General features: G+C 47.7%; 24 protein-coding genes. 2 read left to right on the top strand and 22 right to left on the bottom strand.

The annotated features are described in order from the left end of the window. Positions 1–102 precede the first annotated feature (102 nt). From J2Z28_RS27665 to J2Z28_RS27635, 7 genes are all read right to left on the bottom strand, one after another. Positions 103–795, bottom strand: a complete 693-nt coding sequence (locus J2Z28_RS27665) for an ArsR/SmtB family transcription factor (RefSeq protein WP_211085341.1) — start codon at positions 793–795, stop codon at positions 103–105. A 133-nt stretch (positions 796–928) separates the two neighbouring features. After that, positions 929–2,218: an MFS transporter gene (locus J2Z28_RS27660; protein ID WP_211085340.1), complete on the bottom strand. Its 1,290-nt coding sequence runs from the start codon at positions 2,216–2,218 to the stop codon at positions 929–931. Between the two features lie 258 nt (positions 2,219–2,476). Further along, positions 2,477–2,752 carry a barstar family protein gene (locus J2Z28_RS27655; RefSeq protein WP_211085339.1) on the bottom strand — a complete coding sequence of 92 codons (276 nt, stop codon included), beginning with the start codon at positions 2,750–2,752 and terminating at the stop codon, positions 2,477–2,479. Between the two features lie 14 nt (positions 2,753–2,766). Next, positions 2,767–3,207 (bottom strand): ribonuclease, encoded by a 441-nt coding sequence (locus J2Z28_RS27650; RefSeq protein WP_017689059.1) that lies wholly within the window; start codon positions 3,205–3,207, stop codon positions 2,767–2,769. A gap of 270 nt (positions 3,208–3,477) precedes the next feature. After that, positions 3,478–4,485: a Gfo/Idh/MocA family protein gene (locus J2Z28_RS27645; protein WP_211085338.1), complete on the bottom strand. Its 1,008-nt coding sequence runs from the start codon at positions 4,483–4,485 to the stop codon at positions 3,478–3,480. 2 nt (positions 4,486–4,487) lie between these two features. Then, the gene (locus J2Z28_RS27640; protein ID WP_036609188.1) at positions 4,488–4,862 is read right to left on the bottom strand and encodes a replication termination protein; all 375 of its coding nucleotides are present in this window, start codon (positions 4,860–4,862) and stop codon (positions 4,488–4,490) included. 506 nt (positions 4,863–5,368) lie between these two features. Then, positions 5,369–6,517 (bottom strand): acyltransferase, encoded by a 1,149-nt coding sequence (locus J2Z28_RS27635; RefSeq protein WP_211085337.1) that lies wholly within the window; start codon positions 6,515–6,517, stop codon positions 5,369–5,371. A 74-nt stretch (positions 6,518–6,591) separates the two neighbouring features. Between J2Z28_RS27635 and J2Z28_RS27630 the strand changes: the two genes are divergently transcribed. Continuing rightward, the gene (locus tag J2Z28_RS27630) at positions 6,592–6,984 is read left to right on the top strand and encodes a YidH family protein (protein ID WP_017689063.1); all 393 of its coding nucleotides are present in this window, start codon (positions 6,592–6,594) and stop codon (positions 6,982–6,984) included. Between the two features lie 177 nt (positions 6,985–7,161). Here the strand turns inward: J2Z28_RS27630 and J2Z28_RS27625 are convergent, their stop codons facing one another. The 11 genes from J2Z28_RS27625 to J2Z28_RS27575 form a co-directional block, all read right to left on the bottom strand. Beyond that, positions 7,162–7,767 carry a general stress protein gene (locus tag J2Z28_RS27625; RefSeq protein ID WP_211085336.1) on the bottom strand — a complete coding sequence of 202 codons (606 nt, stop codon included), beginning with the start codon at positions 7,765–7,767 and terminating at the stop codon, positions 7,162–7,164. Between the two features lie 850 nt (positions 7,768–8,617). Next, positions 8,618–11,137, bottom strand: a complete 2,520-nt coding sequence (hrpB, locus tag J2Z28_RS27620; protein ID WP_211085335.1) for an ATP-dependent helicase HrpB — start codon at positions 11,135–11,137, stop codon at positions 8,618–8,620. A gap of 155 nt (positions 11,138–11,292) precedes the next feature. Then, positions 11,293–12,099 carry an SDR family oxidoreductase gene (locus J2Z28_RS27615; RefSeq protein WP_211085334.1) on the bottom strand — a complete coding sequence of 269 codons (807 nt, stop codon included), beginning with the start codon at positions 12,097–12,099 and terminating at the stop codon, positions 11,293–11,295. Between the two features lie 189 nt (positions 12,100–12,288). Continuing rightward, on the bottom strand, positions 12,289–13,131 hold the full coding sequence (locus J2Z28_RS27610) for a protein phosphatase 2C domain-containing protein (RefSeq protein ID WP_211085333.1): 843 nt from the start codon (positions 13,129–13,131) through the stop codon (positions 12,289–12,291). Positions 13,132–13,141: 10 nt separating this feature from the next. Then, positions 13,142–13,894, bottom strand: a complete 753-nt coding sequence (locus J2Z28_RS27605; protein WP_211085332.1) for a vWA domain-containing protein — start codon at positions 13,892–13,894, stop codon at positions 13,142–13,144. Positions 13,895–13,929: 35 nt separating this feature from the next. After that, positions 13,930–16,005, bottom strand: coding sequence for a protein kinase family protein (locus J2Z28_RS27600; RefSeq protein ID WP_211085331.1), 2,076 nt, complete (start codon positions 16,003–16,005; stop codon positions 13,930–13,932). A gap of 158 nt (positions 16,006–16,163) precedes the next feature. Next, complete coding sequence (locus J2Z28_RS27595) at positions 16,164–16,439, bottom strand: WXG100 family type VII secretion target (RefSeq protein ID WP_017689071.1); 276 nt, start codon at positions 16,437–16,439, stop codon at positions 16,164–16,166. A gap of 186 nt (positions 16,440–16,625) precedes the next feature. Continuing rightward, entirely contained in the window at positions 16,626–17,174 is a 549-nt protein-coding gene (locus J2Z28_RS27590) for a WXG100 family type VII secretion target (RefSeq protein WP_017689072.1), read from the bottom strand. A gap of 6 nt (positions 17,175–17,180) precedes the next feature. Further along, positions 17,181–18,011, bottom strand: coding sequence for a hypothetical protein (locus J2Z28_RS27585; RefSeq protein ID WP_047842537.1), 831 nt, complete (start codon positions 18,009–18,011; stop codon positions 17,181–17,183). Between the two features lie 16 nt (positions 18,012–18,027). Further along, positions 18,028–22,032 (bottom strand): type VII secretion protein EssC, encoded by a 4,005-nt coding sequence (essC, locus tag J2Z28_RS27580; RefSeq protein ID WP_211085330.1) that lies wholly within the window; start codon positions 22,030–22,032, stop codon positions 18,028–18,030. 54 nt (positions 22,033–22,086) lie between these two features. Then, on the bottom strand, positions 22,087–22,407 hold the full coding sequence (locus tag J2Z28_RS27575) for a hypothetical protein (protein ID WP_074094613.1): 321 nt from the start codon (positions 22,405–22,407) through the stop codon (positions 22,087–22,089). A gap of 422 nt (positions 22,408–22,829) precedes the next feature. Between J2Z28_RS27575 and J2Z28_RS31400 the strand changes: the two genes are divergently transcribed. Beyond that, entirely contained in the window at positions 22,830–23,069 is a 240-nt protein-coding gene (locus J2Z28_RS31400; RefSeq protein ID WP_074094612.1) for a hypothetical protein, read from the top strand. A 122-nt stretch (positions 23,070–23,191) separates the two neighbouring features. Here J2Z28_RS31400 and J2Z28_RS27570 read toward each other — a convergent pair whose 3' ends face one another. The 4 genes from J2Z28_RS27570 to J2Z28_RS27555 all read right to left on the bottom strand — a co-directional run bounded on the left by J2Z28_RS27570 (position 23,192) and on the right by J2Z28_RS27555 (position 26,225). Further along, positions 23,192–23,344: a hypothetical protein gene (locus tag J2Z28_RS27570; protein WP_164783094.1), complete on the bottom strand. Its 153-nt coding sequence runs from the start codon at positions 23,342–23,344 to the stop codon at positions 23,192–23,194. 245 nt (positions 23,345–23,589) lie between these two features. Then, positions 23,590–25,065: an aldehyde dehydrogenase family protein gene (locus J2Z28_RS27565; RefSeq protein ID WP_211085329.1), complete on the bottom strand. Its 1,476-nt coding sequence runs from the start codon at positions 25,063–25,065 to the stop codon at positions 23,590–23,592. A 172-nt stretch (positions 25,066–25,237) separates the two neighbouring features. Further along, entirely contained in the window at positions 25,238–25,774 is a 537-nt protein-coding gene (locus J2Z28_RS27560; protein ID WP_244988573.1) for a GNAT family N-acetyltransferase, read from the bottom strand. Between the two features lie 112 nt (positions 25,775–25,886). Further along, positions 25,887–26,225 (bottom strand): L,D-transpeptidase, encoded by a 339-nt coding sequence (locus tag J2Z28_RS27555; protein WP_211085327.1) that lies wholly within the window; start codon positions 26,223–26,225, stop codon positions 25,887–25,889. Positions 26,226–26,232 lie beyond the last annotated feature (7 nt).

Here is a 26,232-nt window from a genome sequence, read left to right as displayed (position 1 = left end):
AGCCGCCATTGGGCGGCTTTTTCTAGTTTTCTTCTAAGCAGTCTCTCACGTTTGCGGTTACTTGCTTCCAGCGATAACGCTGAACCCATGTATTCCATCCATTTATTCTTCCGACTCACTACCAGATGATGCAGATTCCTGCCGCTTAGACACAGATCGAGACGTTTTCGGAGTTGCTTTACCCTTATCAGACGTAGCTTTCTTTTTCTCTTTTGCATCTGTCTTAGAAGCAGGTATTTTCACTATAGGTTTAGAGAGAGCAGAGAATAACTGAAAGACCTCATGTTCCCCTTGTCGATTCTCTTTTGTAGTATAGGGTTCACAGAGTTTTATGATGTTTTTATACAACTGCTCTACTTCCTCACGGGTTGCATACAGCGTGATGTCCGAGAGAAACATCCGATCTTCGTTTTCCGCCTGATGCATGAATCGCTGACGACTCTGTTCGAACATTTCATTTAATAATTTGAGCGTCTCGGACCGAAACACCTGTTTCAATGGTGAGTTTTCCTTGTCTTCATCTTCATGACGGAGATGGATCTCTCCGGTGAATGGTTCATAATATTTTGCGATAATCCCATTAATCTCACGCGTGGAAACGATGGTCAGCAGACCAATTTTCTCCAGCTTTTTCACATGATAGTGAACTTTGGCTGGCACCTCACCCATCTGGTCGGCGATCTCTTTGACAGTGGATGGTCTGCCCTGCTTGTTAAACATATTCATGATCTGTATCCGATACGGATCGGAGTAGATTTTAATTTCTTCAATTGTTGAAAGAACCTTGCGCGCCATCCCTGTATCCTCATTTCCGGGGTACCTGTTGTCCATCGATATCTCTATTATAACGTTGCGTCAGGACTTCGGTCAAAACGAGCGAGAAATGACTTGATGCAGAAAATCGGCTAATGATCACATCTGAATATCTTCACAGAGCACTTCGAAAACTTTTGCTAAATAACAGCATACCTGCTGACATGGCAAGCATAATACCAAAGACGATAAAAAGAACAGGCATAGTCAACCAATCTGCAAGTGCTCCCGAAACCAGACTGCCAAGGGGCGCAACACTCAAGACAAGCATAGTCTGAAGGGCATACACTCTGCCCAGCATCTCCGAGGGGGTAACTTCCATAAGATAGGTAGCCAGCGGTGTTGTAGCGAGAGGGATCCCCATACCCATCAGTAGACAAAAGGCCGCTGCAACCGGCAGTTGGAAGGAAGTCATATAAGCGGGTAGTGCCGTCATCGCATAACTGAGACCCAACATGACAATACCGCTGATGACCAGCACACTTTTACGATAATTCGCTCCCCTTTGTGTCAACCATACACCGCTAAGCAGCATACCTCCCACCATTAGCCCACTGAGCAGACTTAATCCCCCAGCGCCAGCATGCAACGTTTCAATGACATAGGGTGTACGGAGAACATTAAACGGCATCAGGCAGAAATTAACGAAGGCAAACAGGATGGAGACAATTAACAATAAGGCATGTTTACGGAGAAAATGAAAAGCTTCCGCCATTTCGGAAAATATGCTACTTTTGTCGGATAGATGAGAATTCATTTCAATTGATGTTTTATCTTCATTGTTAGCAGATGTTAAGACTTCAGGGTAGCCTACTCGGCTCATAATTAAAGCACTTAGCGCAAACAACCCCGCATCAATCAAGATCGTCCAGGCAATCCCTATTGTAGCAATAAGGGCACCCGCCACTGCAAGTCCTGCGAGTTCGGCCACTCTGGTTGCGGAAGAGGACATGGCATTACCCGAAAGCAGCATCGATGTGGGAAGCAATCTGGGGACACTGGACACTTCCGCAGGCGTAGTGAAACATTCCAGCAGAGAATTCAGAATTGTAATGACAAACAGATGCCAGACTTCAAGTTGGCCCAATCCAAACAGCAGAGCTGTAATACCCACCAACAACCCGCGACCCGTATTCGTAATCACAATCACTTTTTTGGGAGACATGCGATCAACCAAAGCCCCGGCGAACAGACCCAGAAGGATATTGGGCAAAAAATTCACCGCCAGCAACGTACCCATCAACACTTTCGAACCGGTTAGAATGTACACCATCCAACTGTAGGCAATCGAGTCAATCGAATCACCAAATCTGGATACAACTTTACTAAGCATAAATTGCATGTACGGTCTGATTCGTATTAACTCACCCATACCTTGCTTGCCAACTGCTGTGTTATCGCTCATCCCTTTTCACTCCTCAACGTTAAAATATTTTTCATGTTAATTTTATTTTAACGTAAGTTATGCAGAAATCAATACCTTCGTGAAAATAATTTTAACGACAAGTAAACAAAGTAAAATCTCGCTCTACTTTCAGATGATTCGTAATCAACACAAAGACTTTTTGAACAACCTTTTTAACAATCTCCTATAACAAAAAAACAGACCACATGTGGTCTGCTCGGCTGGACGGATTATATTTGAACTGCCTTTATTTGCTGCCTACTTCTCAACATGCAATTGAAATCCAGACTGTTCAGCCTGTACCTCCAACATCAAATCACGTACCCGGTCTGCTTCATTCCCTAGTCGTTCTTCGCTGATTTGATAGTTGGTCCATTTTAACTCTAGTGGAAGTTCAATCGTACCCGTCAGACAATCCCACAGAGCGTCGAGATTACCGCCATAAAAATCCGGCAGAGCCAGCTTATCCTTTAATTGTTGATGAAGTTCAGCGCTACTAGCAAAGTCTTCTCCATCCAGAATCACGGTGTTCATGGCTGCTCCTTCCTCTATTTCAAACGTGTAAATGATGCATAGTGATCTGTCGTTTTGTAGATGAGTCCATCATTGGAGTACACAATCCGATCCGAATTACGGAAGCCGGAAGTATAGTTAATATCTGCTTCGCGCCATGTACGTCCACTTGCTGAAGGCAGAAGCCCCTCCCGATTGCCAAATACGTCTCCACCGATGCTTTTCCCAGGAGCCACTACAGCCAAGTTTCCTTGTGAAGCTACCCAGCCGAGTCCTGTTGCTTGTGATTTGGTAATAAAGTTACATGGCAACGTTCCGTTTGCACTCAAATAGTTTGCTACACCTGTAAACGTATTGATGATGGTACATGTTGCAGCAGATGCCTTCTGCTGTCCGACTGGAGTGAACTGTGAACCTGTGAGGAAAACAAACGTTAACAACAATGCCAGTAATGCGGTGGATATCAACTTTTTCATCAATCCGGCCTCCCGATCCTTCAAAGTAGATGAACGTTGTCACGATATGCATAAGTGCAAGCTGTAACTTTCTAGTTGTGCGTTCTGCTAGATTATAGTAAACAAGTCATCTCATGACTATTTATATCACATCAATTTGGTATAAATATCAAATTCAGACGTTTAAATTGTAAAATATTATAATGGTAACATTTTAAGACAGAAAAAAAGACTCTCATCCTAAAGATGGAGTCTGCGTTTTCTAGTATGTGTAAACTGACTTAACCTAATCTAATCGATCAGTTGCACACGTTGACGAGTTCGAGCCGATTCCAGGCACGCATCAATCACGCGCATGTTTTGAATAGTATTTTCCGGACTGAAAGGTAAGGCCTCTCCTTCAAGCACAGCCGTTGCAAACGTCTCCACCTGAAGCACATAGGAATTCGACACGGATACACGCTCCTCACGACTGACCGAATCCGTGTGCACAATAATCTGAGGTGGAATATCACTGTTCTCCCAGCCAAACACTTTTGGCAGTTCAATCCGCCCTTCCGTCCCGAGAATCTCCATCTCCGCTCGACCTGAAGCCCACATGCCACAGTCAAAAGTTAAAGCTACCGAATTCGGAAATTCTACCAGTCCCGACGCCATCATATCCACGCCATCATGCTCGTCCGAGAATAGAGCGTGAACTGTTACCGCTTCCGGTTCCTGTCCCAGATACATCCGGGCCGCCGAGATCGGATACACGCCAAGATCGAATAATGATCCGCCGCCCATCTCTCTTTTGAACCTTACATTCTCCTTGTCATCAGCGGTATTACAGGTAAAGTTACCATGGATGGCTCTGACGATGCCAATCTCTCCACTAGCTATAATCTCTTGTACACGTCTGTGCTTGGGATGATATCGATACATAATTGCTTCTGCAAAAAGAACGCCTTGCTGATGACATACCTCAATCATTTCTGCCGATTCATCAGCATTCAGGGCAGCCGGTTTCTCACACAACACGTGTTTGCCAGCCTGTGCCGCTTTGATGGTCCATTCTTTGTGCATATGGTTAGGCAAAGGAATATAGACGGCTTCAATGTCCGGATCAGCGATGAGCTCTTCATAACTGCCATACGATCTGGCAATGCCGAGTTCTTCGGCAAGGGTTCCCGCTTTTTCCTTGCTACGGCTGGCAATTGCCAACACCTCACCACGTTCGGACTGCTGGATCGCTGGAATGACTGCATTTTTGGCAATGGTTGACGTACCTAGTACACCCCACTGTAACTGTCTGTTCATGCTCATCTTCCTTTCGTACCGTAATTGTCCTCTTCTGCCTTGTGTAACATGCCGAGACAACGATCCAGATCCGTTTTGACCTGTTTCTTGTATAACTCAGCTTTTTCCGCACCATCATCCGTGAAATGATATAAAACGATTTCCTGAAAATCGACCTTTGGATCGTTACCCTTCAGCTTCTTCGTGCGATAAAATACACCCTGTTGTACCAATTCATGTAATGCCCGATATACCTCGCTCTGGGGTGGTACATAACCGTAGTCTTTGAATTCCTGCTTCATCGCCTCCAGCATCTCGTAACCATACCCCCTGTGCTGTTCAACCATCGTAATCAGATAAAGCTTGATAAATGCCCGCTGTGCAATCATAAAAGCCACGTTCATTCCCCTCCTGTCAGAACCTATATATCTAGTATTATAAAACTTATGTTCGGGTTCTGCCATCTTTCTCCGCTTTGCCTCCCTTTTATCTATCTTCAAAGAGGGCGAGCAAGAAATCGTGTGGATACGCGTTAACCTAGGGGAAGCACAGAAAAAGGCTTTCTGTTGTGAATTTTTCATGTAATGAAATTTTAATTTTTATTCAAAAGAATCAATTTCATAATACCTTTAGCTGCTTCAATCAAGGCTGGATATAGATCGAAACGGTTCAATTTGTCTATATCCAGTTACAGAAATTCATTTTTAGTGAGTTATGAAATTGATTCAAAAGTTTGTTTATTTCAAGGCTCAGCGAGTCGTGTGCAAGAATTTTAATGACAAGAAAGTCAGTGCAGAAGCTGTAATACCTGTGCTCTGTATCTTGTGTTCGTATACTCTCGTACTCCCGTACACTTCTGTGCGGCTGTGGTGATCTATTGTGAATTTTTCATATGTTGATGGATTCATTTATTTCGGACAGACTTCGGTACGGTTCCCACAATCCATTTGCCCCAGCTTACACGCGAGATAAGCCATGTCAGTACACAGGATAATGCAAGAGCCAACAACCAGGTGATGATCATTCGGACGACAGGGTTCCAGCCCATAGCAACGTACAATAACTCATCCGGAATGTAGCTATACCGCAGCATCAACATATGCATCAGATAACCGCCATACGATACACCACCAATCCATCCCAGCAATCGTGTAGCCCTGAGGTTATGCAGTTTCCCAGCCAGCTGGTACATGACCATAATGGAAGCGATCAGATAGAGTGCCATATCAGGGCGGATCAAGCTGACTGTGTAGAATGTAATTTTGATTCCTTCCGGCTTCTGAAACTCCAGCATTAATAAATAAGTAAACCGCAGACCCAGAACAATAAACACTGTCCAGTATATCCAGCGCAATCGATGAATCCATTCATTCCAGTGCTGGACGGATAACCCCGCTGCTGCACCAAGTACAAAATAAATAAAAAAATAGAGGAAATTGCGGTCTGCATACGTTGTAAAAGCATCTGTCAGCACCGGGATATTCAGCCGTTCCATGAACTTGGCGATGTTTCTTAATTGATCCGCAAGTACAAGATACACCACACCAGAAATCAATAATGCGATCAAGCGCCCCTTGGCCTCATATCGGTTATATACATAACGAATGGCATGCAAAAAGAGCGGAAATAACAGATAAAACTGAATCAACATAATGATGTACCAAAAGTGTGAAGTCGTTTTGCCCGTAAGCAACTTCAGGCCTAAGTCTGGGATGTCATTCCATCCAAATCCGGTCCAGCCCCGCGGTGCAAGTGTAAAATAAATGAGTGACCAGATAAGGTAAGGCACGATCACGTCGTTTACTCTTTTTCTCATAAACTTGCCGTAATGCAGCTTGTCTCCCGTGTTATAGAAGAGCACCATACCTGTTATGAATATGAATAAAGGAACTGCAAATTTGGAGAGCATCAGCAGTATGGCCAGTAACACGCCATCCTCCAGTCTCGTTTCCGGGACTAATGAGTAATGTGCGATGGAATGCTGGAGAACCACCGCTCCAAAGGCGATTCCCCTTAAGCTCTCTATTTCTGTAATTCGTTCTTTGCGAGGCATACATTCAGCCATCCTTTCTTGGTTTTACGATAAGAGATATAATGAAAATGAATCCGTATATTTAATGAACGGAGTTGATTCACATTTCTTTAACAGACAAAGACGTAACCACTACCGATTCCAAGTATGTCCAGCAACATCTGGCTAACGAGCGAACTTTTCTGGCCTGGGTACGCACCGGTATTGCCATGGCGGGCATCGGATTTCTTGCTGCCGGATTTGGTTTCAACTCGTCGGCGTATGATCGGCTTGCACATATTGCGGCGATTATTACGGGTATCACTTCTCTGATTGGCGGCATATCCATCATTGTGTATTCGGCAGCAGCGTATCATCGGAAGCGTACACAAATCAATGAACAGACGTTTCAGGCATCGACCGGATTAATCCGGTTTCTTACCATGATGCTACTGGTGATTGGACTCGCTTTGGCTGTACTGTTATATGTATTGTTATTCCCTGCTTGACTTGGTAAAAACACCATCCGACATTATTGACACCCACCCATATGCAACACAGGGACAAAAGCCGGCCTCCCTTAAGGAAACCGGCTAATGACCATCTGGTGGATCATATATGTCATTCCATTTTGCAGATAATAAGTCATTGGGTTTTATTTCATATTGAATAAATTCGCGGCAAGATTACAGGAATGTATTGTTACCGAATCGCGCTGCCTTGTTTTGAGCTTCCAATCTGCGTTCTTCCATATCCAGATCCGGACGTTCGGCAGGCACATCTCCGCGATGAGCTGCTTCGGCTCTGTCTCGGTTAAGATGGCTGTTGCCACTGAACACATCGTACACATCGGAGTCCCGATCCGTAGAATCTACGAGCAGCAGGATTTTACCATTCTGTACATACTCCTCATACTGTTTAGCGTCCTCTTCCGGAATACCAAGACCCACAAGTCCACCCACCAATCCGCCAGCTCCTGCACCCACAGCTGCACCGGTAAATGCTGCTGCGATAGGGCCTGCGGCCAGAATCGGTCCTATGCCGGGTATGGCTAGTGCACCGATACCTGCGAGCAGACCGGCTACACCACCAAGTACACCACCTGTTGCTGCACCAGCAGCCACGCCCTCAGGGGCTTTGGTACCTGTCTCTTCCCGAATTGCCTTCAGTTCATCCCGATCCTGTGTAACAACGGAGATTTCGTCTGAAGTAAATCCTTGTGCTTTCAGACCCTCGATAGCCTGTGATGCTTCACGTTCTGTATTAAACACACCTACGATTTTCTTCTGCATAGTGAATCCCTCCTCATATTATTGAGTGGTTCGCTATGTTATTACCCGCCTAAGTTTCTTTTAAACGCTAGCAAGTCAATATACTATGTGTTGATAGCAAATAATTGCTGAGGTTCATTCCTTTTTATTCCTCATCAGGGTGTGCCTTCAAACTCAGGCATGTCATACGTTGTCAGGCATGCTCTACGTTGAAGGACGTGGGCGTCCAAAACATCTTGAAGTCCAGACTGGCTGATCCTGGTGGATTGTCCCAGACGATTTTCTAAGGAACCGAGGACGTCTTATTTAGCCTTCGGGTCTTCATTTTATTTTGTAAGGAACATGAGACACGTTATTTACCAAAATCACCTGACAAACCCGTTGTAATCGGTAGGTTATTCAAATATAGCGTGTTTCAGATTCCTTAGGTTACTGTGGGCGCTTCAAATCGCTGAATAAGACGTCACAGGTTCGTTAGCGCTCCGCTCTATGTTCTGCTCTATGTTCTGCTCCATGTTCAGCCCCATTTTCTGCTCCAGGCACGTTCCAGTTACGCTTCAACCTCCAAGGAAGCAGATTTTGCCGCATTCTCGTCCCATGCCGGAAGTTTTCAGCAGGCGTGCCGGGGCACGTCAAGGGAAAGTGACGCAGCATGGGACGAAAAGGCAAAGTGACGTAACATGGAGCGAAAGATATTAAAAGATGCACTTCAGCGAGTTTTGAGACACGTCCTGGTTAAAGGGTGATTCTTTAAGACAGAGAATGATTCGATCAGTTACAAAACTGAGAATTGTTCAGCAGATTCTAACCCTGATGAAGCGCGCCCTTTGGGAGCCAAATCGTTGATGTCTTAAAAAATGAAGTAATTCATCTATTTGCCCCGTGGTTTGGCCCGATTTGTGGCGACCGCTTCAAGTGGATTATCCGGCCAGTAATGCTTCGGATAACGACCTTTCAGATCTTTTTTGACGTCAAAGTACGTCTCTCGCCAGAAATTCGCCAAGTCTCGTGTGACCTGTACAGGTCGCTGAGCCGGTGATAATAGGTGGATGGTCAACGGGACTCGCCCACCCGCTATACGCGGTGTCTCCTGTTGTCCAAACATCTCCTGTAATCTTACTGCCAGCGCCGGGTCCTCTGGACGACTGTAGTCCACAGGGATACGCGAACCACTGGGCACCTGTATATGCGTCGGAGCTTCATCGTCCAGTTGTTGTCGTTGCGTCCAGCTCAATCCACCCAGTAATACATCCTGCATCGACAATCTCTTCAGGTCGGCTGCCGATCGCATGCCTGTCAGATAAGGGGTAAGATGTTCTGCCAACTCTTCGGTCAGATCATCTTCGATCAGGTCGGGCCACTCAGGTAAATGGAGATGCAGGAACCGTAGCCTGTCCGCAAGTTGTCTGGATGTTTTTGTCCAGGGCAGACAATCCAGCCCTTCCATCCGTATCCCGGATAATAGTGCTTCCAGCACCTGATCTTCAGGCGGCTGTGCAATACTGCTCTCTTTAATCACAAGGGCTCCAATACGAAGTCTCTTATGTGCCCGCACGCTGCGGGTATTGGAATCCCAAGCCACTTGCACTTCATCGCGCAGCAAGTGCTGACCTGCCTGCAACAAGGTCTGCTCCTGCAACGGCGCAGCCAGCAGGATGCGAGCATCTGCGCCCTGGTCGTCTGCCTCGGCTGCGACCAGATACGCTGCACGGCTCAGCGATTCTGTCGCTGCGAGCCGTACGCCGCGGCCGCTGCTCAGCAGATAGCGGCCGTCCTCCCGGCGTTGCCCGATCCGGTCCGGATAGGCGAAGGACAGCAGCAATCCGCAGCTGTCCTCATCCGGCCGCACCGGATCGGCCGCCGGGCCGAGCGCCGAGCGCAGCTGGCGGCTCTCCTGGAGCATGCGCCGCACGGCCGCGCCGTCTGCGACAGCCGCTGCCGCTTGCGGCATGCCGCTGCTGTCCGCGGTCAGCAGCGCCTCTACGCGCAGGCGGAGGTCCGTGCCCGCGCCTGCACTGCCACTGCTGCGGAGGCCGGCAGGCTCCTGCAGCAGTGCCGCCAGCATGCTGGCGTAGCTGGCCAGCCCAAGCTCCGCTGCGCGGAGCAGCATGCTGGCCAGTCGCGGATGCACGCCAAGCGTGTTCATCCGCCGCCCGAAGGGCGTGATGCGGCCTGCGTCGTCCAGGCCGCCCAGCTGGCGCAGCAGCGCCTGTGCCTGGCCGTAGGCGGCGTCAGGCGGGGTGTCCAGCCATTGCAGCTCTGCTGGGGACTGGACACCCCAGACGGCAAGCTCCAGCGCCAGCGGCGCAAGATCCGCGGAGGTGATCTCCGGGCGAGCTGCCTCAGGCAGTCCCCCCTGAACCTCTTCGCTCCATAGCCGGTAACATACCCCCGGGGCAATTCGCCCTGCACGACCCCGCCGTTGATCGGCTGACGCCTTGGACACCGGCAGGGTAACAAGCCGGCTCATGCCCGTGCGCGGCGAGAATGCCGATGCACGACTCAGCCCCGCGTCTACCACAATCTTAACTCCAGCCAGTGTGAGGCTGGATTCCGCAATGGAGGTGGACAGGACAACTTTGCGCGAGCCCTCAGCCGCCGGGCGTATGGCCTCATCCTGTTGTTCCACCGGCATACTGCCATACAGGGAATGAACTTTCACATGTCCAGGAAGAGAACCGTTTAATAACTCCCGCTCTGTAAGGTGTATCTCTCTTGCGCCAGGAAGGAAAACAAGCATGTCCCCCTCCTGTTCGGCTAATGCCTTGGTCACCGTCTGAGCCGTGAATTGTTCCAGTGGCATGGCTGTTGGTCTCGGCACATATCGAGTTTCCACTGGAAACGTACGTCCCGGACAGTGAATTGATTTTGTACCTTCGCCAAGCAATGCACAGACGGGAACAGGATCAAGGGTCGCCGACATCACCAGCAATTTCAGATCTGGACGTAACATCGCTCGGGATTCCAATGCCAGCGCCAAACCCAAGTCCCCGTGTAGATGCCGCTCATGGAATTCATCAAATATAATCATCGCCGTATCCTCAAGACCCTGGTCCTGCTGCAACATCCGGGTCAATACCCCTTCCGTCACAACTTCAATACGCGTCGCCTGACTCACCCGGGTATCCATGCGTACACGATATCCTACAGTCTGACCCGCCTTTTCCCCTAGTGTAGCCGCCAGTCTCGATGCAGCCGAACGCGCGGCCAGCCTTCGGGGTTCCAGCATAATGATTTTCCGTCCCGCAACCCACGACTCCTCCAGCAAAGCCAGCGGTACAACAGTTGTTTTTCCCGCTCCTGGCTCTGCAATTAACACACCTGTATCTTGATCCCGAAATAACTGTCTTAACTCAGGAATAACCTCTTGTATCGGTAACTCTATATGCATATAATCGCTCCTAATGAATGTACCCTACTGCTCTTCAGTATCTCTCTATTCGAATGTTAGCATTATAACAAAAAAAGCCGTTCCAGAGGAACGACTATCGCAGACACACCCTAAGACACGCCTTAGCAAAAATGAAATTTATCCAGAGTGCTCACTTAGCTGAGCAATGATTCGGCACCATCAATGACGATCTCTGCTCCAGTAATATGTCTGGATTCGGACGATGCGAGGAAGCTTACCAGATCGGCAACATGTTCCGGCTGACCCGGCCCGTCCGCAAGCGGCTGCTGTCCTTCCGGGAACTCCATCGGAATAATGATCTGCTGCAGTTCATCCGTTTTGACCGTACTCTGATCGATATTCGTCGCAATTGCTCCTGGGCAGATCACGTTCACACGTATCTTGAACTTCGCCAGCTCAAGCGCAGCCATCTTGGCAAATGCAACCTGCCCTGCCTTGGACGTGCTATACGCCGACATGCCAAAGCTTGAGAAGCGTTGATTGCCATTGATGGAACTCGTAATGATAATACTGCCGCCACCCCGTTTTTTCACGTGAGGCAATGCATATTTAATCGTGAAAAATGTACCATTCAGGTTGGTTGTAATAATTTGTTGCCAATCTTCAACCTGAATTTCCTCAATGGGTGCCGATACACCGTTAATGCCCGCATTGGCAAAAACAATATCCAAACCGCCGAATAACTCAACGGTTTCCAGTACAGCCTTTTCCACACGTGCCGGGTCAGAAATGTCTACATCAAATGCTCTTGCCGCATCGGGGTGCAGCGCATTAATCTCTGCTTCCGTTTCCGAGATCCGATCATTCACCAGATCAAACAATGCAACATGTGCACCCTCTTTAGCCAGCTTGACCGCAGTGGCTTTCCCAATCCCGGATCCTGCTCCGGTAATAATCGCAACCTTGCCTTGGAACCGTGACTTGCCGTTATGTTGTGTCATTATCCATCCCACTCCTTTGATTTAGCAATTATGTAAGAATGTACGTTCAAGCTCATAGTTAAAGTCAATTCTTCACAAGATTACCCAAAAAGAGTGTCTTTTAAATCAACACCAACAAGTTTTTTCACAGTTGATCTTCGCCGCTGTCACAGCTTCATCAGGATCGATCCACAACTTGATATCCCGCACTCACCATTCCAGCTCAATGAAAGCGGCATCATCTTCAAGACCGCCGGTATGTGTCGCATCCAGCAATACCTGAATGTGTTCATCGGGGACATAGGCTTGAATCGCATCCAGATCATTTAATCCATCCGTATATAACTGGAGCCGCAGCGAATCACCTGTTGAACCTTTAATCTCGTAGATGTGCGGCTTACCACCAACAGGTCCTTCAAGTGTAGACCAACGCTCATTTGTCTTGCAGTGAGTCTGAAATAATTCAGACTGTTCCTGACCATTACGCCACAGGCGAATACGGGAATCTCCTTGCCACGCAAGCCACACCCGACTTTTGCGGCCGCCTCCCGTAAGCTCGATCCGTCCACACACATACATGGCCTGACTGCCCCGACTTCGCTTTTCCATCAACACTTCACGCAGCAACAAAGGGGAACTTTCCAGTGGCTGTAATTTCTCCAATTGCTCCGATGCGGGAAGGGTTAGATCATGGAGAAGACGCTCAACACCCTCTACCGTTGTGTGTTGCGTCGTTTCCAACCAATCCAACAGAGCATTCCCTAGAAAACGCGCTGCAAAATCGCCCAGGTAACTCATGCCTACGCCATCACACAAAACAAAATTGCAGATATTCCCTTTCATACGTACCGCAGCAAAGTCCTGTCCGGTATCTCCCTGATGTACCGTCTCAGCCGCTCTGCCATAACCATATCTGCACTTGAATGTGCCCTGATAGCGAGTTAGCGGCTGTTCACCGGTCTGTACACTCACATAGCGAAAGTTGCCATGCCGTTGCTCGGCATGGCCCCCCTTATCTCCAGCAGACAATGTTGCCAAACGCATCGCTCTCATGATTCCCCTCCTATCTCACAGGCGTAGCAGCGGACATCTGGAATCCGATTGATACCAATTCTGCACATGTACCTGGCAGCATCATGAGTGCACCGGGTGCAAGCAAATAATCAGCTTCAACAAGCATTTCCCGATAACTTTCGGGTAGGACGGATGACATGTTGCGTAGCTTCTCTCCATGCTCATCCTGTAGATTCGTTTCCGAAGAGATTCCCTTCCATCTTCTAGGTTCAGCAATTGGACCTTCCAGCAGATGATCCGATATAAAAATATTCTCCACCAGCACATTGCCGTCAGGTACACTCATCCCCATGATTCTTTTCGCAATAGGCTCCGGATCTTCACCTGTGGCTACCCCATCGGTCATGTGGCATACAAGTGGCGCAGGACAGTCCTGCATATTCGGAATTTCGGCCTGTAGTATCTTTTCCGCCTGCAGGAAAGCCTTCGCAGAATCCGAAAACCGTCTCGGCGTCAGGTCAGGCAAAGAACCAACTGCAGCGATCTCGTCAATTCCTTTGATACCGTTCAACAAGTCATATACATCATCGCTGTAAGCCAATATGGCTATACGATAGCGAGGTGTCAGACGATTTCCCTTGGTAGACCGAAACACCATTTGGCGGATCGCGAGAGATAAAGCATCATAGACGACGTCAATCCGTCGACGATTATCCAGAACCATGTTCATGGAGGCGCTAATATCAATTAAATATATAATAAGTGCAGGTGTACGCTGTGATGCTTGAATCGTGTAGTTCATCTAGGGTGAGTCACCTCCATCATTCACGTGTTATTTTATAAGTTGGGCAACTTGTAACTGTTGTTGCTCAGGAATTTGTTAATGGCACTCATTCGAGCGGCCACTTTGCCAACACCTTTGAAATAGGCAGCATCGGTACTGTATAGATTTTTGAAATCACGGGCATACGCTTCCGCATTTTCAATTTTTCTGCCTTTTTGCGCGTTATACGTTTTATTGTAATGAGCAATCAGCGTGACCACATTCTGGGCACGTTTTTTCTTCAGAGCTGCTTTCTGAGCAATCTCCTGCTGACGTTTAACTTCAGCTGCCGCTTTACGCTCCGCTTCCTGTTTTGCAAGCTTGGCATCATTCTCTTTTTTCCAGACCAGATAAGCTTCATATTTTGCCTGTTTATCGTATTTTTCCTGCTCCGCTCTCTTAGCCGCTTCTTTCTTCTGCTGCTCCTGCTTCACCAGAAAGGCCTCGTATTTCGCCTGTTTGTCGTACTTGGCCTGTAACGCCTGACGTTCTTCTTCTTTTTTCTTTGCTTCAGCTGCCTTCTGCTTGGCTTCAGCAAGCTTTTTCTTTTCCTCTGCGTCCAGTTTTGCAGCATCTGCGGCCTTTTGCTTCTCTTGTTCTTCCTGTTGTTTGAGCGCAGCTGCCTTTGCTGCCTCAGCCTCTTCCGCAGCTTTGACCTCTGCCAGTCGTGTGGCTTCCTGCTGTTCTTTCTGCTTCACTTCTGCCTGATCGGCGAGTATTTTGACCGTTGGCACGCCACCTGCCAGCAATACAATAAGCACAGCGGAGGAAATCATGAACTTTTTGGATCTGTAGAATGGCACAGGTACAGGTTTGTCTGTGTCTTCTTTTGGATTAAGCTTGGCATCCAGTTCCTTAATTGCAGCCTCGACTTCCATCTGCATCGCGCTGTTATGAGGAATAAAGTGATAAAGCGAGCGGTACACTTCCAGTGCTGCAGCCGGTTTATCTTCATCCTCCAGGGCTCTTGCTTGCAGGAACAGACGGTTCACAACCGCTTCCTGATCGGGAGAGTGCGGCGTTTGGGGACGGTTCCCGTCTTGTGTATTCACCGGTTCATTTACTGGTTCTGAGCTATTTTTCAGATTCACATCAGCTTCGGACGGATTGGCAGCTTCTTCTTCCGCTGTCGCAGCAGCAACCGCATTAGCCTGATGAACGTCTACCGCAGCCAATGCAACATACCACTCACCAAACGTCGGACAGCTGCTCAGATCGTGACTTTCCCAAGCTCGAATAAACAGCTCAGACAATTTGGAACCCCAACGCTTCTCAAGGGACTCCCGCATCGCATAATACCGTTCACTCACCGTTTGCATTTCATGCTGATCAAAATAGCTTTCGCCCCAGGCTTTCTCTACAATCACAGGGTCCGACCAGCTTAACATCTCAGCAATAATAACGGCTCCGGCAAATCGGTCGGCATATGAACTCCACAAACCACTGTGCACTGTTCGATGGGCCGCATAACCGGGTGACCCGGCAAGCAGGGCATCCGGACGATCCATCTTGGAACCGTACATCTGCTCGACATCCACCAGTTCTACCGCAGACGTCTTCCCCAGGTTCTCCACTTCGGAAAAAAACGGAATCATTACATTGGGAGCGGACATATCGCAATGAGCCAGTCCACGTTGTTCCATAGCCGAACCCGTTCCAGCAAGCGCTCTGGCCAGCTTCAGGCTCTCCTCAGCCGTCAACTGTCTCTGATCGCTAATCACATCGAACCAGGTCTGACCTTGCACCCATGGCATCAACACCGCATATAACAGATCGGGATGTTTTCCAATGAGCGCTCCGTTTCTTTCCGGAGTGAGCACATCACGCTTGCATACTTGCAAACCTGGCAGTTCACTATAAGACTCCATATGCTCAGACTGATATACCATAGCCGGAATACGGAATTTAGGAAAAAATACTTTTAGTGCTTTAGCCCCATGAATGGAACCATTTCGGGGTAACAACTGATAAACAATCCCCTGCCTTCCGGCTTGGGCATAAGCCAGACCCGGCGCTGCCGGATGTTGCCCAATCGTATAGGCAATGTCGTTAATCACCACTTCATCCCCGGGATTTGGTTGAAAAGACATGCTTATCCCTCTCTCTGTCCTAGTGTCATAGTTGCAACAAAAACCGGGTGTTGTGAAAACGCCCGGTTTTTGCTGTAGTTGTACATCTTCAGCTTGCTATCCACCTATAATTCAGGACGAATTCAGACTTCACATCGGCCTGATCTATGTAAAGCAGATTAACGAGCTTGGTCAGCTGTACGGAATTTGTTAGCAATAGCTGTAAGTTCAGCGCTGATGCTGTTCAGCGTTTGAACGAATGATTGCATTTGTTTGCTAGCTTCTTGGAACTCTTGGAAGAAGCGTTGCTTTGTCATACCTTCCCATTGTCCTTCCATGCTTGTGATGGATTGAGTCAATGTAGATACGATTTGCTGACTTTGCTCACCGCTTTGTTTAAATTGGTTGGAAACCTGATCAAGCTGCTCTGGGGTAACTAAAATACGTCCTGCCATTTGTAAATTCCTCCTTGGTTTGTGCAATTAAATTTTTACTTGTTCAAATTGTACTATACCAGGATCGATCGGACAAAAGCCGAAGGACCTAATCCTATTTACCCCATTTTTAGCACTTGAAACTTCTCCTAACAGCCTATTTACAAAAAAAGATTCACTTTCTGCTGTTACTTTTATTCACCCTGTTCAGGAAACAACAGGCTCGGTCCCTCTTCTTCCCCGAAAGGAAGGATCTGTGAATCTCCATGCTACAGGCTCAGGCTGCATAGCCTGCACCAGTGTAGCCGGGGAGCCATCAGGCGGAGCGGCATCCTGTACACGATATACGGCCGCCATTGCGGAAAGGGGATCGGATACTACAGCTACAGTTGCAGAATGTGCAGGCATGATTTCTCCTGTACGATTGTTCTGAAGAACATTCAGCATATTGACCGCATTACCATAGGCTGTGTTCACATGACTCAGCACGGAACGATACTCCATGTCTGCCTGCTGGAATAACAACGCTTTGCGTCCCAGCTGTACGCTTAAGTCCATTAATCGACGCAGCGCATCCTCGCCCAGTCGTTTACTGTGATTCCATTCATTCATCACCGCTGCGCGGGATTCAACCTCCCACTCCAGCGAATGAATCGCCTGATCCAACACTGTCATCTTTTGCTGTATTTGCTCCGCTGCATACTGAATCTGCTTGCTCAGTGCCCGAAGCACATCCGGTTCCACACGAATGCGCATTTACCATCACCTTTCCTCTTCCCCTGCAGGCTGTTTAAGCCAGTCCAGCAGCATCTCGTGAAACTGTTCTCTAGTCGTTAGTGCTGCAACAAGCCAATCATCTGAAGCCGCAGTGCTCATCCGGAACAACCAGTTGGATACCGCACTTGCAGCAAATGCTGCCGACTGCGACTTCCACCCGTCTTCATTCCATACAAGCAACCTAAGCTCCCCGTCTGACTCCTTACCCACCAGACAGCGTGCCAGTGCAAGTGAGCCCTCAGGATCACTTGTCTCCTGTTCGAGTTCCGCTGCTACGGTCTGTACTCCGCTGTTTTCGAGCTCATTCATGACATCATAAAATTTTTTCTTGGAGCACATTAGGGCCGGTTTCTCCGCAGGAGAATGGCCGCTCCATTTCATCCGCTCTATCAGAACATCAATGGCTTCACGAACACTTCCCAGATCGCTGAGCCGGAACGAGTCCGGTACGTCGTCAACACGTGAAACTTCAACGACCCGCTCATCCGTGCAATGGATATAACTCTCATACGACTTGCCGTTGATCGTGTAGCGAATCCAACAAGCTCTGTCGGACAATCCGGCAATGGCTACCCTGGAGAAAACGGTCGGTGTCATGATCAGCTCATCGGTATCCTGATCCCGAATCAGATATCCTTTATCAAGCAAGGAGGTTTTGACACGCTCCCACTCCATCGCGATATCCTCAGCCATATAGCCGCGAAACGGATCTTCCACACCAAGCAGTCGGTCTGAACCGAGAATACCAGCCAGGAAAAAAAGTTCCTTTGTTTGCAACGTGACTACCTTTTGCTTAGAATCATGAACCGTCAACATTATGAGCCACCTCCCCTCAAACTACAACATGCCATCGGTCACGAATTTCAGAAATCCAATCGGTCATTTTCCAGCTGTCATCACATGGAACTGCACCTTTAACCCTGGAATATTTACGTTTTACATAATAACCTTGACCCGGAGGCAGTACCTTCAGCCCACCTGAACTACCTCCAGATTCGGAATAAGGTATACGGAAGAACGAGAGATCGTTAGGGTCTAAAGTCCCGAACAGCATTCCACTCTGGGAAGCCTTCACATCCGTTACCCAGTCAGAACCAAAGGTTGGGAAGTCTGCCGGAACTCCGGATAGAATCACGTGTACACCGCGATCCCTTCCTTGACGAACAATCGCTCCCAATTGATCTTTTACATTAAAATCGTTTAGCTGCTTGGACAAGGTGTCCGCATCGTCGATGACGAGCACAAGTTCCGGTCCACCGGAAATCTCGCCTCTTTTCAGAACTTCATCGTACAACTGTTGAATCACAGGTGCAAGCTGTTCTTCTCGCGATACATGTCCACGGACATGGGGCAAACTGCTGATTTCCCCCAGCCCACCTGAGCCATAACGCATATCTACTGTGTATATTTGCACAGCTTCCGGAGAAGCATGATAAGCCAGTGATAACATCCATGTCAATAAAAATGTCGTTTTTCCGCCTTCCATCGGACTCGTTACCATGAAATGCGGACCTTCACGCAGATTAAGCTCGAATGGTTCCAGATCATCCGTAAGCAGTCCCACAGGTACAGTTACAGACGATGTATCCCAAGCCTGACCATATGATCCTGTCCGAATGAGCAGATCCTTGAGTTTGATCTCTTCCGGAAGTGGAGCAATCTGCGGAGCTTCTTCCCCTGTCCAGCCTTGGCGAATCTCAGCAATCGTACGGCGCAGTGCCGATGAACGCTTGCCCTCATCTGCCCCGGATGAAGGTAATGCCGCCTGGAACATTAACGGAGGCACTTGCCCTTTGACCAGACCTCTTCCTGGCGGAAGTTGGCTTGGGGCCTTGGATGGTCTTCCCACGGCATAATAATAATCGCTTGGATCGGATAACTCAAATGAAACCGCATTGGGAATATTACTTCTGAATTTTTCAAATACATCTGTTACCCGATTGGCGGTGAGCACAAAGGTGATACCCAGACTTCCGCCTTCACGCAGGATTGTCTCCAGAAGTTCATTCTCTTCCGGATAGGCATTGCGGAATGAAAGATAACCATCAATAACGACCACAACCTGCGGGACAGCCGCGTGAGCTGTCCGGCGGTAGGCCGAAATCGTTTTAACCCCCGCCTCCGAGATGATATCTTTACGTTGTGCTGACAGCTTAAGAATATAGCGGAATAACCGCTTGATCCGATCTTCCTCTTCAGCCATCATCACGCCACCGATCTGAGGTAGTGCTGCAAAGTCCTTCATCATGCGGCCCATGTCGATAATGTAACCATGCCAAGGCTCAGTTCTGTGGGAACGCGCCAGGGACATAAGCAAGGTCTGAACAAATGTTGTTTTGCCCAGTCCTGGCATGCCGTACACGACCAAATGTCCTTGGTCCACAGGCAATACGAGCGGTTGTTGGCGCTGATTCGGAAGATCATCCAGCAAACCAACCAGTGGTTTCAGACCACTCGCTCCGCCATCAAGCAGCAGATCCCGATTCTCTTCTTCCTGCCAGTCCTGAAGACCTTCCCATTCCAGTGTCTCTGGTAAAGGTGGCAACCATGGTCCTGGCAAACGACGGATACCCGCATCCGCTGCAGACTGCGCAACATAATCAATAAATACCTGAAGCTGTTTCGGAACATCTTCACCTTTGAGAACGGCTCTACGCTCTCCAGTTAACAGAGGCTCCCGCTTACCGTTCAGGCGCACTTCCATAACAGGCAATACCGTCGTTGAATCCTCCTGCTGGTTATAAGGTGCACCACTCCAGGCGAATTGCATTTCTTCAAACACTTCATCACTACCAACCTGAAAATATCCGCGACCAGGCTTCGTAATCCAGGCAGCATTTGGAATCTTGATCATATCCCTGCTATCTCCCTCACTCTGTACGCGAAGGCAGATCCGGAAGCGCGAGTTACTCCATATTTTATCGTCCACAACGCCAGCTGGCTTTTGGGTTGCCAAAATTAGATGAACCCCAAGTGTCCGGCCAATGGCCGCGATACTGATCAATTCATCCATGAACTCCGGCTGGTCTCGCTTCAATTGAGCAAACTCGTCAATGATAATAACCAGATGTGGAAGTGGCTGTTCATGTCTGGAACGCAGAATCTTGTAATATTCATCAATATGCTGGAGGTTTCCCGCATCATTTAATATTTTTTGCCTTCTGACCAGTTCGGCACGAAGTGAAATATTCGCCCGCTCGATCAGATTCCCATCCAGATTGGTGATTGTCCCTACCACATGAGGCAGATCAACAAATGTATTGGACATACCGCCACCTTTATAGTCAATCAGCATGAAGGCCAGATCATGTGGATGGAATTCAGCAGCGAGTGAAGCTACGATGGACTGGATGACTTCACTTTTACCTGAACCAGTTGTACCTGCAATCAGACCATGGGGACCATGACCCTGACGTTCAATTTTGTCATGCAGGTTTATTGCAATTTTTTTGCCGCCAGCGCGTACACCCATTGGTACGGGCAGCGTATCAGGATATCTCGTCTGTCCCCACCTGGACACCACATCCAGATCTTCCACGCGTGATGTGCTCAGCATATCGAATAACGGAAGCACTTGCGGGATATCTGAAGCAGATGACCGCTTTAACCGGATCGGTGACATATAACGGGAAAGCGCCTCTGCCATCTCTTTCGAGATCACATCAGGCTTGTACGTTTGTTGAATAACATCCGCATCTTCCGTTTTTTTGATATAAACCCCTTTGCCTTTGGAGGCATCCATAATCAACTGACAATGCATCGGTAGAGACTCCTTGCGATTAGCCAGTACGATGGTGCATACATCAATCTCGTGAGCCGATTCCAGCAGCAGCGGAAGCAACGGTTCTTCTTCAATTAATTGCGTATCGGAGAGAATCACAACGTAACACGGCGTTTGTACGCTTTTCTTGTAGCGGTCTTCCTTATTGTTACGACGCCGGTTCAACACGGAAAACAAGCTGTCCGCCAATTGATGCGCACCGCTGTGCCTGTCGGCCATATAGCGTTGTCCTTGGTCTTCATCCCAGATATGGGGCATCCAGCGAAGCCAGTCCCATTCCTTGCTGTCCTTTTCTTCATAGAAAGCAGCAAGCTTCAGTTCATCCGGGGAATGGCGGACCGTCAGTTGTGAGATGATGACTCGCAGGGAAGCAAGCACTTCCTCCCGATCACCGACAAGTCCCATAACCTTCGATTGGAACAAAGGCAATGTAATGGAAGCATCCGGTACCGTCTGGAATTCAGCCGCAAGTTCATGGGCCGCTTCAATCAGCTCATCCTTCTCGTAACCATCAATCCGCGGAACCTGAAGTTTGATGCGGAATGGAATCTCTCCCGTACCAATACGCACCTGAAGGAAATCATCATCCTCTGGTGAACGCTCCCACAAGGAACTGTTTCGGTTCTTCACCACTTGAAGACACACACCCGGATCACCATGAATTTCGTACAGGCTCTTCACTTGCTCCGCCTGAGCTTCTTTCAGTTCTTCCCGGTGTTTATCCAGTTGGGCAAGATACATTATTTTTCGTTCTTCCAATTTTTTGCGATATGATTTCTTGTTGCTCAGATACACGAAGAATGGAATGGTGTAAGAAGTAAGCATCATCATGACCGTCATCATCTGAAACATCATATAATTGCTGTTATTCATTTTGCCGGTCATATTGATATATACGTAGAAACCAATGCTAACCATGGTCATCATGATCGGCACAATAATGGATATCATGGAAAACGTGGGTTTGCTCGGTTCTGTTGGAGGCCTGAGTATTTCGAGTCTCTCTTCCTTGAGAACCGGTGTCATTCTTGGAGAACGCTGATATAACACATTCACGAAGAAAAGACCTCCTTTAGTTCGTTCAATAATGAATGTATACGTTCAAAAGCCCTATTCGTTGCTGTCCTGTTGAAACAATGAACGCCTTCCATATACAGGCGCTTCTTCCGAAGTCGTTGAAAAAGCCCGCTGGACACGTACGCAACTGCCTTGTCGCAGCCCTGTTTCCATTAACTGCTGTGCGTTCTGCGGAGAGAACCACAGACCTTCCGGAAACTTGGCTTCAAGGATGTACTGAATGCCGTCTCCCGGTGCCTGTCCAAAAATGCGAACGCCGAGTAATGTCTTCAAATGTTCAATGGTACATTCGTCCGGAACATCGATGTCGAACCATTCTCCTTCCTCGCGGCCGGAATACACGGTTAGAATCATCCGAATACCTCCCATGGTCTCATATGTAAATTGTCCTAATGTCAGATTAAATCAAAAAAAAGAGAATGAATCGTTATATCAACCCTATTTTCTTACATAAACACCCTGTTTGCAATGTACCACCTGTAATTTTGTTACATATGACCCACGTATATATTAAAATATCGTACATTCGACTCAGAACTTTCGTGGCAGTTATGCAATTAAATATTGCGAGGATACGAAAACTATCGTTTTTTGTTCCATTTAAATGGTAATTAAGTTACGTTTTTCAGGACTTTTATTCCTTCGCTCACAATTGAATTGTGAACACTTTTCAAACATTACCCACCTTTATGTTTTCATAAGCTGATTTTAAGGTAATTTTAAGCATTGGAATTTAATATTAGCTGTATGAAATAACAACCGTGAGGTGATTTCAAGTGAGAACCCTAATAACCTTTCAAAACAAATCAATCCCTGTATATTTTAATCAAGAAAACAAACAACCTATGCAGAAGACTTTAAGATTGCTCAGCAGTGCTCTTGAGCATAAAATTAGCAACGGTAAACGCGCCATTCAAAAATGTCTGCATTCTTTAATTAGTATTGAGATTGTTAATGGAGAAGCCATTCTCCACAGTCGAAGTGAAAACGACTCCCTTGCTTTATCGTTATATTAAAAGGAGTCGACCAAGCCACATTCATTACAAGACATGAAAAAGGAAGCTGTCGTTACAGACAAGCTTCCTTTTTTGAGTTGTATACACGTTAACAGCGGATCGCAATTATTATCAGCCATCACTCAGTGCAGTTTGCTCAGGACATAGGCGGCATCATGTTCTTCCGCAATCTCGGCTTTACGAATACGAATGACAAACAGCCGAACCAAATTGGCACGTGTATGTTCTTCCTGACAGGTATTCAGTTTCCTCAGAATAAAGCGGTCAATGGACATGAATTTAAAGCCCCTTTGCCATTGGATTTACGGATCGATTCTTCCGTGTATCCATAAATAACCAGATAGCGTCAGCCCCAAACAGCTTTTCCACTCTTATATTAAGCCGTATTTTTCCGAGGTGTAATATTGTGCAAAAAGCCCGTCCCACCAAGCTGGAAACGGACTTTCGCATGATTTGTCGATCTTTTTATAACCCACTCTAATCATTCATAAATGCCCCTGCTAGTTCACTCTTTTTCGACTTATTTCACTCCCGGATATTCCCGATATTGGTGCTGAATGCTGATCCAACGCGTACGTGTAAACTTCTCAATGGCCCAATCCCCACCGAAACGTCCAATCCCTGAAGCTTTTTCACCGCCAAACATCACATGCGCTTCATCGTTCACAGACTGATCATTTACATGCACCATACCCGATTCAATGCGCTGGGCAACCTGATATCCTCGATTCAGATCTTTGGTGAATACGGAACCACTAAGTCCATAAGGAGTATCATTCGCCAAACGTACAGCTTCCTGCTCATCATGAGCCTTCATGATCACTGCCACTGGGCCAAACAATTCCTGCTGCACGATATCCTGTTCAGGTTTAACATCGGCAAGTACAGTAGGAGACAGCACGCTGCCTTTACTGGTCCCCCCGAGCATTAACCGTGCCCCTTCGTCCTTGGCTTTGTTTACAAGCTCGAGCAATCGTGTTACCTCTTTTTCCCGAATGAGAGGACCCACGAGTGTTTTGGCATCCGCCGGATTACCTGCCTGGACATTCTTCGTTTTGGCAACAAATGATTCGACGAATTGGTCGTAAATATCGGCATGCACAATGATACGATTCAGAGCCATGCAGATCTGTCCCTGATGCAGAAACTTGCCAAAGACCGCCGCTTCGGCAGCACGTTCAATGTCCGCATCTTCCAGCACAACCATCGCGTTGTTGCCGCCAAGTTCCAGTGCCGTTTCTTTTAAATGTTCACCCGCCAGTTTACCGATCCCTTGTCCAACTTCTGTGGAACCCGTAAATGAAATCACTTTGGGAACCGGATGAGCGACAAAATAATCCCCGATCTCGCTGCCACTTCCCGCAACGACATTCAGCACGCCCTCAGGCAGACCAGCCTGTTCAAACAAATCGGCAATAAGCCAACCTGCCGTAATTGGAGTGTCTGATGCTGGTTTAATCACCACACCATTACCAAGAGCAATCGCTGGAGCTACAGATCGCAGGCATAGATGCAAAGGGAAATTCCATGGCCCGATAACACCAATCACTCCCTTAGGCTCACGAACCACACGGTTCTCTTTGCCAGAGGTATTGGACGGAATAATCTCACCCTTCATGCGATAAGGAAAAGATGCTGCTTCGTCCACAATGCGTTTAGCCGCTGCAAACTCCGCCTCCGATTTGATTCGGGTACTCCCGGATTCCGTGATCAACAGTTGAATGATCTCCTCTTTGCGCTCCGCCATCAGGGATGAAACTTTACGCAATACCTCTTCTTTCGCAGCGGGCAAAGACTTCGCCCATTCAATCGAATTTTTCTGAGCTGACTCATAAGCCTTATCTATGTCTTTCTTATTGGAAGAGCGCCATGTGGCAATAACTTCTCCCGTATAAGGGTTGATATTCTCCATTGTTTTCTCACCGGAGCCATCTACCCATTGGCCATTAATATATTGTTTCGTCCATGTTGTATGTTCAGTGTCCATTAAAGTCATTTGAATACGCCTCCTAATCAAGATTAAATGTCACACCTGCATAGCGGTGTAATACATCATTAACCTTGTTCAGAATTACGCAAACGTGCAGACCTGAATTAGCTCTTCCATTCTTTAAGCTTAATGAAACCATACAACCCGCAGTATTCTGTCGCTAGCTACACGTCTTTCATCAGTCGGGCAGGCTCTTCTCTCCAAAGAGGCTTAAGTCTTCCCATCCGTATCCAACTTCGATCAGATCTTGACCACCGATGCGGATGGACTGTGTCTGAACTGGAGTGCCTCCCATCTTTTCATAGAAGCGGCAAGCTGAATTACGCTCCAAAGCCCATATGATCAAACGTTTCATATTGTGGGTCTGCAGATGATGAACGACATGTGTCGCGAGTTGCTGACCTATCCCCGTTTGTTGCACTTCATTCAGCAAATATATAGCGTACAACTCTCCATCATAAGGTAATTTGCCTTCACGTTCCTTACCCCCACAAGCAAATCCGACAATGTTCCCATGATCCTGTTCAGCTACCACCAGGATCTGATCCTTTTCGCCAGAACGAATGGTCTTCTCCCACTGGGACAATCTTGATTCTATAGTCAAATGATCCAAAAAATCGTCAGGCACAATTCCCCGATACGTTGTTTTCCAACTCTCTGTATGTACATGGGCTATCCCCTGTGCATCCCCTTCACGCGCCAGCCTGATCAGCATAGTTATCACTCACTTTCTCTCGTAACTGCCGTAGCTTTACCATATTATATGTTCTCTTTCTTTAATTCCAAATTCATCCACTGAACTACCTCTTATAAAGTAAAATCCGGCCCTACGGCCGGATCGTTACCCTAGTGCCTACAGATACCTTGGAAGACAGATCCAGTACATCCGAGTTGTACATGCGTATACAACCATGGGAGACGGATTTGCCAATAGACCAAGGCTCATTGGTTCCGTGTATGCCATAATGGGGAGCAGACAACCCCATCCACAACACGCCAAATGGCCCACCTGGATTGGATTGTTTGTTAATAATAGTGAACTCCCCGTTTGGAGTCTGTGTGAGCATCTTGCCAATGCCCACTGGATAGCTCTTAATCACCTGATTGCCATCCAGAAGATACAACATGTGGTCAGACAGATCTACAATAATCCTGTAATCTGGCATAATGACA

Source organism: Paenibacillus xylanexedens (assembly GCF_017874615.1).
Taxonomy (GTDB): domain Bacteria; phylum Bacillota; class Bacilli; order Paenibacillales; family Paenibacillaceae; genus Paenibacillus; species Paenibacillus xylanexedens.
The sequence above is the reverse complement of the archived record's forward strand: the minus strand, read 5'-3'. Positions and strand labels throughout refer to the sequence as shown.